The sequence below is a fragment of the Micromonospora sp. NPDC049081 genome, from assembly GCF_040648835.1.
GTDB lineage: Bacteria > Actinomycetota > Actinomycetes > Mycobacteriales > Micromonosporaceae > Micromonospora > Micromonospora antibiotica.
This window is the reverse complement of sequence record NZ_JBEZEK010000013.1, coordinates 126513-140394: the sequence shown is the minus strand read 5'-3', so window position 1 is coordinate 140394 and position 13882 is coordinate 126513. Positions and strand designations below refer to the sequence as shown.

The window sequence follows — 13882 nt, the reverse complement described above, 5'->3', positions numbered from 1 at the left end:
GCCGCCACCCGTCATCCGCGCGGGCCCGCCACCCGCCGCGCCCACCGGCCCGCCATCTGTCGTCCGCGTCGGGGGATGTGGGGTCGGTCGGTCCCCGTCCGGACGTCAGTCCCGGCGGGGCGCCGCCGGGGTGGGTCGTCGGGTCGGGGGCGATCCGCAGCACCGGGGGTGTCGCGCCCGATCGCCGGGTCGCCGCAGCGGCGGCGCGGCCGTCCGCCGGCCCGGCCGGGTGGGGACCGGCGGCGTCACCGCCGACGGGGCCGGTACTTCCGCCGGGCCCGTCGATCCGCGCGCCGGGTCCGGTCGCCGGGGAACCGGCCGGGCCGCCGGGCGTCCGCGGGCCCGGGCCGGTGTCCGTCGGGCCGCCCGGGTCCACCATCCATGGTGGTCGGCCACCTGACGGCCCGGGGCGTCCCGGCGGCACCGTCCCGACGGCACCCGTCTCCGGCTCGGCGGCACCCGTCCCCGGCGTGGCGGCGGCACCCGCCCCCGGTGCTCCGCCGGGGCCGCCCCACCGGGTACCGTCGGGGCTCGTCCCGCCGGCCCGGTTGGGGACCGTTTCCCGGGTTCCGCCGGGGCCCGGCTGCGGTGGGCCGTCGGGCGGCGGCGCGAAGCCCGGACCCGCCGGGACGACCGGCGGGCCCGCTGCGGCAGGCCGCCCGGCCGGCCCCGGTCCAGGGCGCTGCCCGGCCCCGGCCGGACCGGCCGGTCCTGACCCGCCGGGTCTGGCCGACCGGTGGGGCCAGCCGGACCCGGCCGCCCCACGCAGTCGGGTCCAGAGCGAACCCACGCGGCCGGGGCGGGCCGTCGCCGTCGGTTCGCGGCGGTCCGGAGCCGTCGGGTACGACCGTGGCGTCGGCTGCGCGGTCCGCCACCCCGGCCGGCCGGTGGCCGGCTGGTCGACCCCCGTCCGGGCGGGGGCGGTCGGGCCGGCTGCGACCGGTGGGCCGTCGCGCCCGGTGGTTCCGTCGGGCCCGGTGGTTCCGTAGCGGTCGTCGGGCCCGGTGGCTCCGGTCGGCCTGGTCGGCGCGGGTGGCCGGTCGACCGGCGGCGAGCCGGGCCGGGAGGGGTGCGCAGGGTGCCCGGCGGCTGCCGGGGCGGACCGGCCGGGTACCCCCGGGAGGGCTGCCTGCCCGGGATCGGCGGTCGGCGGCGGACCCGGCGGGAGGTCGTCGGCCGGCCCGACCAGGTCGTGCAGCAGGCCGGGGGCGTGCGCGGCGACCACCCGCAGCCAGTGCTCCGGCGGCTGCCCCGGCCGCCGCGGTGGGGGTGCTGCCGGGTCGGCCGGTTCGGACCGCCGTGCGGGCGGGGCGAGCACCGGACCGGCGAACGGCGTGGCCGGTGCCGCGACGTGTCCGGCCGGGTCCGGGACCGGCGCGGTCGGGCCGGCGGCCGGGTCCACCGCGTCGGCGGCGGCCCGCAGCCGGGCGGCCAGCCAGTTACGCGGTCGTGGGCGCGGTGGCACCGCCGGCCTCCAGTTCCAGCCCCTCGTACGCGAGGGTCAGCGCCACGATGGCGATCTCCTGGGACAGGGTGTGCAGGTGTGCGCCGCGCCACCGCATCGGCCACGCGTTGATCAGGTTCCAGCGCAGCACCTCGGCGGTGCCGGCGGCGTCCAGCAGCACCACCGACACGTTGCGGCGGCTCACCGTCCCGGTCGCCGCGCTGTGCACCCAGTCCCACAGCTCGCGGGACGGGGTCAGTCCGAAGTGCAGGGTCACCGGCGCGTAGTCGACCTGCCCCGGTACCGACCGGATCCGGTCGTTGCCGGCCTCCCGGTAGGCCAGCCGGCCGATGGTCAGCTCCAGACCGCTGACCTCGGTGAAGTGCCCGTTGGTGACGCCGTTGATGAGCAGTTTGAAGTTGTACGCCCGGTACGGGTCGACCGGGGCGCCCGGCTGGGGCGTGGCCGTGGTGGGCATGTCAGCCTCCGATCGTCTCGGTCTCGGCGCCGCCGGCCCACTGGCTCAGCTTGAACACCACGAACTCCGCCGGCTTGACCACCGCGATGCCGATGTGCGCGACCACCATCCCGGCGTCGCGGACGTCGACCGGGTTGGTCTCCTCGTCGCACTTGACGAAGAACGCCTCCTCCGGGGTACGCCCCAGCAGCGCCCCGTCACGCCACACCCGGGTCAGGAACGCGCCGATGTCGCGGCGGATGGACCGCCACAGCGAGTAGTCGTTGGGCTCGAACACCATCCACCTGGTGCCGTTGGCGATGGCCTGCTCGATGGAGATCGACAGCCGGCGGACGTTGAGGTAACGCCACTCGCTGGCCTCGGCGGCCAGGGTCCGGGCCCCCCACACCCGGATGCCCTCCCCGGCGAAGTACCTGATGACGTTGACCCCCTTGGGGTTGAGCACGTCGTGTTCCGAGCGGGTGACCAGGTACTCCAGGTCGACGGCGCCGCGTACCGGCTCGTTGGCGGGGGCCTTGTGGACGCCGCGCAACCCGTCGGTGCGGGCCCAGATGCCCGCCATGTGTCCGCTCGGCGGGGTGAGCACCAGCTCGCCGGTGAGCGGGTCACGCACCCGCAGCCAGGGGAAGTAGAACGCGCCGTAGTCGGACTGCCGGGCCCGGTGGGCGGTGCCGGCCGGCTCGTCGCCCGACGTCGCCGCGTCACCGCTCCTGCCGTCACCGGGCTTGCCGTCATCAGATTTGCCGTCGGCGGGTTTGCCGTCGGCGGGTTTGCCGGTGGCGGGGCGGGGGGTGGGGGTGGCCACCCGGGTCAGCGTCGAGATGTCCTCGACGCCGGGCGGCGGGTCGCAGATCGCCACCATGGTGCGCAGCCGCTCGGCCATGCTCAGCAGCGCGTCGTGCGACACCGGGTCGTGGAAGCCGGGCGCGGCGAGGATGGCCACCTCGTCGATCGCCTCCACCAGTTGCAGCCCGGTGCGACGCTGTCCGGTGCCGGTGAGCTGGCCGCCCGCGCCGACGTTGACCACCCAGCAGCGGCTGCCGCCGTTGTCGAGGAAGCCGAAGACCGCGCGGGCCAGCGGGGTGCTCTCCAGGTCGTCGCCGTCGGCGTACAGGCGCAGGAACTCCGACCAGCTGTTGACCGCCAGCGCCCGGTCGACGTGGGCGGTGCGGTCCGGAGCGACCCCGACGAACGCGGCGGTGGCCATGCCGACCGGCCCGATCGGCCGGGCGCCGCTGGGTACCTCCTCGACATAGATGCCGGGGGAGAAGTATTGGGGCATCGGTCCTCCTGTACGCGGGCGGTCCGGGTCAGCGGGCCGGGGGTTCGCAGACGATGACGAGGTCCGCGTCGGCCGGGTCGACCTCGGCGGTGAGGGTGCGGCCCCGGCCGACCAGGCGCAGCCGGACCGGTCGTCCGGGGTGCTCCGGGTCGTGCGGGACCCCGGCGATCCGGAACCGGCCGCCCGCGTCGGTGTGGGTGGCGTACGGGGTGCCGACCAGTTCCACCCGCAGCGCCGCCAACGGCTGCTGCTGCGGGCCGACCACCCGGCCGGCCAGGTCCCGCAGGGCCAGCCGGTGCAACCGCAGCGGGTGCAGCACCGGTGGTGCGACCGGCGAGGCGGGTGTCACCTGGGCCGGCACGTCGACCAGCAGCGCCGGGCGGGGGGTGACGCCCAGGGTCACCCACAGCGCCGGGTCGCCGGCCTCCAGGACCAGTTCCGGTTCGCCCGCCCCGGCGGCGGCGGTCAGGATCCGGTCCAACCCGGCCAGCGCCGTCGGACCGGCGGCGCTGACCAGGTAGCGGATCGTGAACCGGTACGGTTCCCGGGTGCCGGTGCCCCGCGTCTGCCGGGCCGGCCGCAGGGCCAGCGGCCACAGGGTCAGTCCGGCACCCCCGTCGGTGGGCGGGCCGACCGGGACGTCCTCGCCGGCCACCCCGGCCAGCCAGGCCGCCAGCGCGGCGGTGGCCGCCTCGACCGGTCCCCGCCCGTCGCCGGTCATCGCGGCGGCGTCCCCTGGATGCGGTACGCGATGGCCTCGTTCCACACGTGCGGGTAGACGCCGATCTCGAAGTACCTGGTGAACCGGTTGATCGGGGCGTTGGTGTGGTCGTGCCAGAGCAGCCACACCGGGGCGACGGTGAACAGGACGTAGTTTCCGACGACCAGCGGCAGGTAGAGCGGCCCGAGCAGCCGGGCCTGGAAGATGTGCACGTCCTCGTGGCGTTGGATGCCGGGGCCGGACCCGGCGCAGACGGTGCCGATGGTGGTGGCGTAGCGCGGGGACACCCCCTCGACCAGGTTGACCCGGCAGCTGTGCTGCGAGGTGGGCCGGTCCAGCGAGTGGCCGAAGACCAGGTGCAGGGCGAGGTAGAGCGCCCCGACGGCGGTGTTCGGCAGGCTCCAGGTGTGGTCGACGACGAAGAGCAGCACGCCCCGGGCGTCCGGGCCGTACACCCGGGCGGCGGCGACCGACCAGCCGAACGGGACGCCGACGAGCAGGCCGACGACCGCCCCGACGAGCAGGCCGACCGGCCCGCCGGTGAGGACCCCGAGCGTCGCCCCGCACAGGACGTGGACGGCGGCACTGACGATTCCGAAGATCATGACGCGCCTCCGCTCAGACCCAGGAACGGACGAAGCGGGGCTCGCGCCCCTGGGCGAGCTGGCCGGCCGACGCCTGGGTCGGTTGCCGGTTGCCGGGCGGCAGCTGGTTGACGCCCAGCGCGGCGGAGAAGATGACCAGGCCGTTGAAGAACGCGATCAGCCATTTCTCGCCGCCGGCCCCGGTGGCGAACGCCGCGGTGGCGTACGACAGGGTCAGCGCCACGCCCAGGGCGATCCACTTGCGGGCCTTGTCGCTGTTCGGGCCGATCAGTCCGCCGACGACGTTGGCGGTGAGCAGGGTGGCGGCGCTGGCGCCGGCGACACTGCCGAGGGCGGCCCAGGTGAAGAGATCGTTCACGGCGATCCCCCTTCGAGTGGTGCGGGGAGGGTAGGTGCGGGTGGTGAGGTGCGACGGCCGGTGGGGCGGGCCGCCCGGGTGCCGTGGTGGTGCGCCGGGGTCAGACCGGCCCCGGACGATCGGTCGGTGCGGCCCCGCCCGTGGTGCCGGTCGGGCCCGGCGGGGTGGACGGGACGGTGGTGGCACGGGCGCGGCGCAGCAGCACGGTGACCACCCCACCGGCCAGCAGCAGGAGCAGGACCGCACCGGCCACCAGCAGCCAGGGGAAGGAACCCGGGTCGTCGTCGCCGGTGGCGGCGACCGGGGTGGCCGACGGGTTCGGTCGGGGCGGGGCCTCGGCGATCGCCCGTAGCTCGGCCGGCTTGGGCTGGTTGGCCACGACCTTCCAGCTGACCGAGCGCCCGCTGAGGGTGCCGTTGGTGTCGATCACCCGCCCGGGAAAGGTCACGGATATCTCGAACGACATCAGCTGCATGAACGCCTGTTGGTTCTGTGGATTCTGCTCGGCCACTTTTCCGCCGTATTTCTTGGGATCGAGCGGCAGGCTGAACCGGTAGAGATCACCGTCGCGGACAAGATTCACACTCTCGCTGGTGAAATCCTTCAACGGGGTGTGCCGATAGGTGATCTGCGCGCCGTAGTAACGCTCGTCCTGGTAGACGGTCTCCTCGCCGACGGGCAGGCCGGGAATGTTCTCCCGCAGTTCGGCGTAGGCCACCGCGATGTTCTTGTTGCGGTTGCTGAGCACGGACCTGTCCGCGGTCAGCAGGAGTTGCCCGTCGATGGTGTCGTCGGCGTTGACGGTCAGGCCGAGGTTGAGTTGCATGCAGCCGGCGAGCGACGCCACCAGGGCGAGGCACGCCACCGCCCGTACCGCCCGGCCGCGCCAGAGTCCGGTTGTCATGGGTCACATTGTGTGTGATCCACTTCACAGTCGGCAGTCCTAGATCGGTCATCCGCCTGTCCCCGATCTTACCGGAACGCCCAACTGTTCGGACAGTACGGAAATGGTGAACGGCAGATATCCTGGACGGTTGACCACCATTGTCGACATTGCCGGTTCCGTTTCCGCGCGCACCGGATCCGCATCGAACCCCGACGGCACCAACCCGAAACAACCGCCCCCCAACTCCCACCCCCACCCCCCACCCCCCGTCCCCGCCCCCCTAGGTCCGCACCTCGCTTGGTGATCAAGAGGTTTGCGTCACCTGCCGGGGATTTTCTGACGCAAACCTCTTGATCACCGGGGAAAGCCGGGGCCGGGGGCGTTGAGTGGGGGTGGGGGCGTTGAGTGGGGGTGGGTGGGGGGCGTGTGTGGGGGTGGGGGCGGTGGGGTGGTGGGCTGCGGTAAGGGGCACATCGTGCTTGTGGCCGTGACGAAACCGGTGTGAGATCTCTGGTGAGGACCGTCGTGCCCACCCCGGGGACGGGCCCCGGCCGAAGGGACCGCACTGCCGTGAACGCCGCCACCGAGCCCCGTACCGTCGCGCCCCGGGTGGTGCGGGCCGCCCGTACCGGAGTCGCGGTGGTCTTCGCCCTCAACGGCCTCGCCGTGGCCAGCTGGTTCTCCCGGGTCCCGGCGGTCCGCGACGCGCTCGGCCTCAGCGCCGGCCGGCTCGGCCTGCTGCTGCTGGCCATGTCCGGCGGCGCGGTGCTGGCGCTGACCAGCGCCGGCCTGGTGACCCAGCGGCTCGGCCCGGCCCGCACCGTCGTCGCCTCCACCGTGCTGGTCGCGGTCGGGCTGGCCGGGGTGGGCGTCGCCACCCCGCTCGGCTCGCTGCCCGGCGTCGCGGTCGGCCTGTTCGCCCTCGGCTACGGCTCCGGCACCTGCGACGTGGGCATGAACGTCGAGGGCGCGGCGGTGGAGAAACGGCTGGGCCGCACCATCCTGCCCCGCTTCCACGCCGCCTGGAGCCTCGGCTCGGTGGCCGGTGCCGGGCTGGGCGCGGGTGCGGCCCGGCTCGGTGTGCCGATCACCGTCCACCTGGCGGTGCTGGCGGCGGTGGTGCTCGGCGGCACCCTGCTCGGGGCGCGGAACTTCCTGCCCGCCCTGCCCGCCTCCACCGCGGACGGTGCCGCGTCGGCCCGCCGGGGTGGCCTGCTCGCGGCCTGGCGGGAGCCGCGCACCCTGCTCATCGGCGCACTGGTGCTGGTGATGGCGTTCACCGAGGGCAGCGCCAACGACTGGCTGGCGGTCGCCTTCGTCGACGGCTACGGGGTCAGCGAGGCCGCCGGGGCAGCCGTCTTCGGGGTCTTCGTCGCCGGCATGACCATCGGCCGGACCGTCGGCACCGTGGCCATCGACCGCTGGGGCCGGGTGCCGGTGCTGATCGGCACGATCCTGCTGGCCGCCGCCGGCTCGCTGCTGGCGGTGCTGGCCGGCTCCGGCCCGCTGGCCGTCGTCGGGGTGGTCCTCTGGGGGCTCGGCGCGTCGCTCGGCTTCCCGGTCGGGATGAGCGCCGCCGCCGACGACGAGGAGCACGCCCCCGCCCGGGTCAGCGTCGTCGCGGTGATCGGTTACACGTCGTTCCTGGCCAGCCCGCCGCTGCTGGGTCTGCTCGGTGACCACGTCGGCATCCTGCACGCCCTGCTGGTGGTGCCGGTGCTGCTGATCCCGACGCTGGCCCTGGTGCCGGCGACTCGTCCACCGGCCGGCGTCGGGCTGTCGCCACACACCGCTCCAGTACAGAAAAACTAACAGCTCCCGGCCCGCACCGGTATCGGGTGCGCGGCCGTTACGCCGGGGCGTCGCCGCTGGCTAGGGTCGCCGGATGCCAACTGAGATCACCGCCGCAGCGGCGGGCCGCTGGACCCTGGGCGACCGCACCGTGCACCGGATGGGCTTCGGCTCGATGCGGCTCACCGCCCACCCCGACCGGGACCGGGCGCTGCGCGTCCTGCGCCGGGCCGTCGAACTGGGCGTCGACCACATCGACACCGCCGCGTTCTACGTCTCACCGGGCGGCACCCTGAAGGTCGGCACCGGCCCCGCCCGGTACGCCACCGAACTGATCCGTGCCGCCCTCGCCCCGTACCCGGAAGGGCTGGTCATCGCCACCAAGGTCGGCTTCCGGGCCGACCCGACGACCGGCACGCGCGAGGAGGCCAGCCCGGCGCAGCTGCGCGCCCAGGTGGAGGAGAACCTGCGTCGGCTCGGCCGCGACCACCTCGACCTGGTCAACCTGCGGATCGTCAAGCGGCCCGCGCCGGACTCCGTGGCCGAACGCTTCGGTGCGCTGGCCGAGCTGCGCGACGCCGGCCTGATCCGGCACCTGGGCCTGTCCAACGTCCGCGTCGACCACCTCGACGAGGCGCAGACCATCGCCCCGGTGGTCTGCGTGCAGAACAACTACGCCCTGGACAACCGCGGCGACCAGGACGCCATGGTCCGTGAGTGCGGTGCCCGGGGGATCGCCTACGTGCCGTTCTTCTCCCTGACCGGCGTCAACCGCGAAGGCGGGGCACGTACCGACCACGATGCGGCCGTACGCGCCGTCGCCCGCGCCCACGACGCCACCCCGCAGCAGGTACGCCTCGCCTGGACGCTGCACCAGGGCCCGCATGTGCTGGCCATCCCCGGTACCGGTGACCCGGCCCACCTCGCCGAGAACGTCGCAGCCGCCGCGCTGCGACTCACCCCCGACGAGCTGGCCGCCCTGGGCTGAACGGTCCCGGGCGTGGCGCGTACGCCCGGGGACGTCGAGGTCTGCCCCGTCCAGCCGGTTGTCACCGGGCTCGCAGCGCCCTGCCAGACAGGGGTGTTCCACTGGAGGGACGCCGAGGAGAGGACGGGCAGATGGGCTGGTTCAGCCGACGGACCCGGGCTGACGAGGGCATCCCGACCAAGCTCGACCGGGAGGCCACCCGGGACGACCTGACCGCGTTGTCGGACTTCGTGGCCACCCACCGGGGGGTGGAGTTCTATCTCGAACCCGAGACGACCGCCACCGACACCACAGTGGTGGCGATCGCGCACGACGGGGAGTGGATCCGCCGCCGCACCGGCTCCCCACGTACGGCGGCGAAGCTGGCCCACCGGCACGCGGTGCCCCTCTACGAGGCGGCGAAGACCGGATACCCGGAGCGGATGCGGGCCTGGAACCGGACCCACCCCGAGCGTCACCTCCGCTGACCCCTCAGCCGCTGCGTGGAGCATGGCCGGGGGTCTGCGGGGGTGGGTGTCTGTGGGGACGGGCCGTGGGGTGTGGCCGTGGTGGTGGGCACGGCCGTTGGCCGCCCCGGCGGCTGCGGGCCAGGGGTGTGGGTATGTCGTCGCGGGCCCTTTCGAGCTGATGACGGTGACGGATCGGTCCCCCCGGGTGGGACGGCCCGGGGCAGCCCGGCCCGACGCCCGCCCGGTCCGGGGGGACGGCCCGGCCCGGCGCGGCCCGGCCCGGCGCCCGTCCGGTCGGGCCGGGTCGGACCGTGCCGACCCCGAGTCGTTGACGTCATCAGCTCGACAGCGTGCGAGAGAGGTGTTCCGACCGCCCGGGACGGGCGGCCCCGGACGAGTGGCCCCGGACGAGTGGCCCCGGGACGGTCGGCCCCGGGGCGGGTGCCTCGATCGGCTCCGCGTCGGCCGGTGGGCGGCCGGCGGACGCGGGTTGCGGGTCGCCTCGGAGGATCTGCGGGTGCGCCGCACGGGGCGGCTGCGGGTCGGCCGTCGGGCGGGGCCGGAACCACCCGTGGGATGCGCGGGGCGGACGGCTGCCGGCCTCGCCACAGGGGTCGATCGGTGCCGTCGCGGGGCCGGTGGCCACCGTTGACCTCGGGGTGAGGAGTGTGGCAGCATTCGCGGCCTGACGGCAGTGAAGGAAGTCGGTGCGATTCCGACGCGGTCCCGCCACTGTCACCGGGGAGCGATCCCCCCTCGTGAGTCACGACCGTGCGTGCACGGTTGGAAGGCCGGGGGTGAGCGTCGATCCGGAAGCCAGGATACTTCGGCCGTCGGAGAACCCCAGGGCGTGGACACCCGAGGAGGACCCGATGACGCACAGCGTCACTGCCGACCCCGTCACGGTCGGTGATTTTTGTATCACCGTCGAGCCCGCGCCGCCGCGTGCTCGCACCTCTCCCACCGTCGCCGGCCGCCGCCGGGGCGGTCGGCCTGCCACGTACCGCTGACGGCCGGTCCGGGTACCCCGCCGCAGGCGGTGCGTCGTACCTCCGCCGCCGCTGACCGGCGTCCCTCCCGCCCCGCTCGGCCCGGCCCTGTGGTCGAGCCGGACGTCACTCTCCGGAGCCGCACGTGCGCATCCTGCTGCTGTCCACCGCCGACACCGATCTGCTCGCCGCCCGGGCCAGCGCCGCCGACTACCGGCTCGCCAACCCCACCCGGGTCGACGTGGACGCCGTACCGGCCCTGCTCGACGGGGTCGACCTGGCCGTCGTACGGCTGCTCGGTGGTCGGCAGGCGTGGCCGGACGGCCTCGCGGCGGTGCTCGGCTCCGGCGTCCCCACGATCGTGCTCGGCGGCGAGGCGGTGCCCGACGCGGAGCTGATGGCGGCCTCCACGGTGACCTCCGGGGTGGCCACCGAAGCCCTGTCCTACCTGGTCGAGGGGGGCGCGGCGAACCTCGCCCAGCTGGCCCGGTTCCTGTCCGACACGGTCCTGCTCACCGGTGAGGGCTTCGACCCGCCCACCCCCACCCCGCCGTACGGCATCCTCGACCGTCGACCCCCGACCGACCCGACCGCCCCGACCGACCGGGCGGAACCGGCGGCCGGGCCGGACGGGCGGCGGGCGGACGGCGACGGGCGGCCCACGGTGGGCATCGTGTTCTACCGGGCGCACGCGCTGGCCGGCAACACCGACTTCGTGCACACCCTGGCCGACGCGGTCGACGCGGCCGGGGGGAACCCGCTGCCGATCTACTGCGGATCGCTGCGCGGGCTCACCCCCGGCGACGGGCCGCTGGACCTCTTCGCCCGCTGCGACGCGCTCGTCGTCACCGTCCTCGCCGCCGGAGGGACGGTCGCCGCCGACGCCTCCGGCGGCGGCGACGAGGACGCCTGGGACGTCGGCGCGCTCGCCGCCCTCGACGTGCCGGTGATCCAGGCGCTCTGCCTCACCAGCACCCGGGACCAGTGGGCCGGCAGCGACGCCGGACTGTCCCCGTTGGACGCGGCGATGCAGGTGGCGATCCCCGAGTTCGACGGCCGGATCGTCACCGTGCCGTTCTCGTTCAAACGCATCGACGCCGACGGACTGTCGGTCTACGCCGCCGACGCCGAGCGGGCCGCCCGGGTCGCCGGGATCGCCGTCCGACAGGCCCGGCTGCGGCACCTGCCCCCCGCCGACAGGCGGCTGGCGATCGTGCTCAGCTCCTACCCGACGAAGCACTCCCGGGTCGGCAACGCCGTCGGCCTGGACACCCCCGCCTCGGCGGTACGCCTGCTCGCCGCCCTCGCCGCCGCCGGATACCACCTCGGTGACGCGCCCCCGCCCACCGACGGGGACGCCCTGATCCACGCCCTGATCGCCGCCGGTGGTCACGACGTCGAGTGGCTCACCCCGGAGCAGTTGTCCGCCGCCGAGGCCCGGGTGCCGGGGGAGACCTACCGGCGCTGGTTCGACCAGGTGCCGGTCGACCTGCGGGACCGGATGCGGGAACACTGGGGTGAGCCACCCGGCCAGCTCTACACCGACGACGGTGACATCGTCCTGGCCGGGCTGCGGTTCGGCAACGTCACCCTGCTGATCCAGCCGCCGCGCGGCTTCGGTGAGAACCCGATCGCCATCTACCACGACCCCGACCTGCCACCCAGCCACCACTACCTGGCCGCGTACCGGTGGTTGGCCGCGCCGGTCGCCGACGGCGGCTTCGGTGCCGACGCGGTGGTGCACCTCGGCAAACACGGCACCCTGGAATGGCTGCCCGGCAAGGGCCTCGGCCTGGCCGCCGACTGCGCCCCCGACGCCGTCCTCGGCGACCTGCCGCTGGTCTACCCGTTCATCGTCAACGACCCGGGCGAGGGCACCCAGGCCAAGCGGCGGGCGCACGCCGTCGTCGTCGACCACCTGGTGCCCCCGATGGCCCGCGCCGAGACCTACGGCGACCTGGCGAAACTCGAACAACTGCTGGACGAGTACGCCACCGTGCAGGCCCTCGACCCGGCGAAGGTGCCGGTGGTCCGGGGGCAGATCTGGGAGCTGGTGCGCGCCGCCGAACTGCACCACGACCTGCACACCGAGGCGATGCCCGACGCCGACGACTTCGACGACTTCGTGCTGCACCTCGACGGTTACCTGTGCGAGGTCAAGGACGTGCAGATCCGCGACGGGCTGCACATCCTGGCCGAGGTGCCCACCGGTGAGCCCCGGGTGAACCTCGTCCTCGCCGTGCTGCGCGCCCCCCAGGTGTGGGGTGGTGCCCAGGCCCTGCCCGGCCTGCGGCAGGCCCTCGCCGCCAGCTACGACCTCGACGAGCAGGCGCTGCTCGCCGAGCCCGGGGCGCGGGTGGCGGTGCCGGCGGCGTTGACCGACGTCGTCGACGGGCCGGCGGTCACCGCCGCCGACGCCGTCGACCTGATCGAGGGGCTGGCCCGGCGGCTCGTCCTCGGCATGGAGACCCTCGGGTGGGACCCCGCCCGGGTCGACGAGGTGGTCACCGAGGTGACCGGCGGGTCCTGCCCCGACGCCGCCGAGGTGCTGCGGTTCGCCGCCCGTGAGGTGGTGCCCCGGCTGGACCGCACCACCGACGAGATCACCCACACCCTCGGCGCGCTCGACGGCCGGTTCGTGCCCCCCGGCCCGTCCGGGTCGCCCACCCGGGGGCTGGTCAACGTGCTGCCCACGGGCCGCAACTTCTACTCCGTCGACCCGAAGGCGATCCCCAGCCGCAACGCCTGGGACGTCGGGGTCGCGCTGGCCGACTCGCTGCTCGCCCGCTACCTCGCCGACACCGGGGAGTACCCACGGTCGGTCGGGCTGACCGTGTGGGGCACCAGCGCCATGCGTACCCAGGGCGACGACATCGCCGAGGTGCTGGCCCTGCTCGGCTGCCGGCCGGTGTGGGACGACCGGTCGCGGCGGGTCACCGGCGTCGAGGTGGTGCCGGTGGCGGAACTGGGCCGGCCCCGGGTCGACGTCACGGTCCGCATCTCGGGCTTCTTCCGGGACGCGTTCCCGCACGTCGTCGCCCTCCTCGACGACGCGGTACGGCTGGTCGCCGCCCTCGACGAGCCGGCCGGGGACAACTACCTGCGCGCGCACGTGGCCGCCGACCTCGCCACCCACGGCGACGAGCGGCGGGCCACCGCCCGGATCTTCGGCTCCAAGCCCGGGGCGTACGGGGCGGGGCTGCTGCCGCTGATCGACGCCCGCAACTGGCGCACCGACGCCGACCTGGCCGAGGTGTACGCCGTCTGGGGTGGCTACGCCTACGGCCGGGGCCTGGACGGGCGGGAGGCGCGGGCCGACATGGAACGGTCCTTCGCCCGGATCGCGGTGGCGGCCAAGAACCAGGACACCCGCGAGCACGACATCGTCGACTCCGACGACTATTTCCAGTACCACGGTGGGATGGTGGCGATGGTGCGGCACCTGACCGGGGCCGCCCCGGCCGCCTACGTGGGCGACTCGGCGATGCCGCACGACGTGCGTACCCGCACCCTCGGCGAGGAGACCCGGCGGGTGTTCCGGGCCCGGGTGGTCAACCCGAAGTGGATCGCCGCGATGCGCCGGCACGGCTACAAGGGCGCGTTCGAGCTGGCCGCCACCGTGGACTACCTGTTCGGCTACGACGCCACCGCCGGTGTCGTCGACGACTGGATGTACGAGCGCCTCGCCGAGGCGTACCTGTTCGACGGGGAGACCCGGGAGTTCCTGGAACGGTCCAACCCGTGGGCGCTGCGCGGCATCACCGAGCGGTTGCTGGAGGCCGCCGACCGGGGCCTGTGGGCGGCACCCGAGCCGGCCACCCTGGACCGCCTGCGGGAGACGTACCTGGCCACCGAGGGCGACCTGGAGGAACGACAGTGAGCGCGAGGAGT

10 protein-coding genes and 1 riboswitch are annotated in these 13882 nt (G+C 74.7%); of the genes, 4 read left to right on the top strand and 6 right to left on the bottom strand.

Annotation, left to right across the window (positions count from 1 at the left end; translation table 11 throughout):
- Window positions 1-1439: 1439 nt before the first annotated feature.
- From AB0B63_RS20035 to AB0B63_RS20010, 6 genes are all read right to left on the bottom strand, one after another.
- Window positions 1440-1922, bottom strand: coding sequence for a phage tail protein (locus AB0B63_RS20035; protein ID WP_208566540.1), 483 nt, complete (start codon window positions 1920-1922; stop codon window positions 1440-1442).
- A 1-nt stretch (window position 1923) separates the two neighbouring features.
- The gene (locus AB0B63_RS20030) at window positions 1924-3204 is read right to left on the bottom strand and encodes a phage tail sheath subtilisin-like domain-containing protein (RefSeq protein ID WP_357020676.1); all 1281 of its coding nucleotides are present in this window, start codon (window positions 3202-3204) and stop codon (window positions 1924-1926) included.
- 28 nt (window positions 3205-3232) lie between these two features.
- Window positions 3233-3925: a carboxypeptidase-like regulatory domain-containing protein gene (locus AB0B63_RS20025; RefSeq protein ID WP_357020673.1), complete on the bottom strand. Its 693-nt coding sequence runs from the start codon at window positions 3923-3925 to the stop codon at window positions 3233-3235.
- The gene (locus tag AB0B63_RS20020) at window positions 3922-4530 is read right to left on the bottom strand and encodes a glycine zipper family protein (protein ID WP_219462473.1); all 609 of its coding nucleotides are present in this window, start codon (window positions 4528-4530) and stop codon (window positions 3922-3924) included. Before AB0B63_RS20020 ends, AB0B63_RS20025 begins: the two co-directional genes overlap by 4 nt.
- Before the next feature lie 13 nt (window positions 4531-4543).
- The gene (locus AB0B63_RS20015; protein WP_219462471.1) at window positions 4544-4888 is read right to left on the bottom strand and encodes a hypothetical protein; all 345 of its coding nucleotides are present in this window, start codon (window positions 4886-4888) and stop codon (window positions 4544-4546) included.
- Window positions 4889-4988: 100 nt separating this feature from the next.
- A complete protein-coding gene (locus AB0B63_RS20010; protein ID WP_357020669.1) occupies window positions 4989-5792 on the bottom strand; it encodes a DUF3153 domain-containing protein in 804 nt (267 codons plus the stop codon).
- Window positions 5793-6344: 552 nt separating this feature from the next.
- Here AB0B63_RS20010 and AB0B63_RS20005 point away from each other — a divergent pair.
- From AB0B63_RS20005 to cobN, 4 genes are all read left to right on the top strand, one after another.
- Window positions 6345-7586: an MFS transporter gene (locus AB0B63_RS20005; protein WP_357020666.1), complete on the top strand. Its 1242-nt coding sequence runs from the start codon at window positions 6345-6347 to the stop codon at window positions 7584-7586.
- A gap of 73 nt (window positions 7587-7659) precedes the next feature.
- Entirely contained in the window at window positions 7660-8553 is an 894-nt protein-coding gene (locus AB0B63_RS20000; RefSeq protein ID WP_208566534.1) for an aldo/keto reductase, read from the top strand.
- Between the two features lie 131 nt (window positions 8554-8684).
- Window positions 8685-9020, top strand: a complete 336-nt coding sequence (locus AB0B63_RS19995; protein ID WP_208566533.1) for a hypothetical protein — start codon at window positions 8685-8687, stop codon at window positions 9018-9020.
- A gap of 679 nt (window positions 9021-9699) precedes the next feature.
- A riboswitch (cobalamin riboswitch) is annotated at window positions 9700-9829 on the top strand.
- Between the two features lie 307 nt (window positions 9830-10136).
- A complete protein-coding gene (gene cobN, locus AB0B63_RS19990; RefSeq protein WP_357020661.1) occupies window positions 10137-13871 on the top strand; it encodes a cobaltochelatase subunit CobN in 3735 nt (1244 codons plus the stop codon).
- Window positions 13872-13882: the final 11 nt, after the last annotated feature.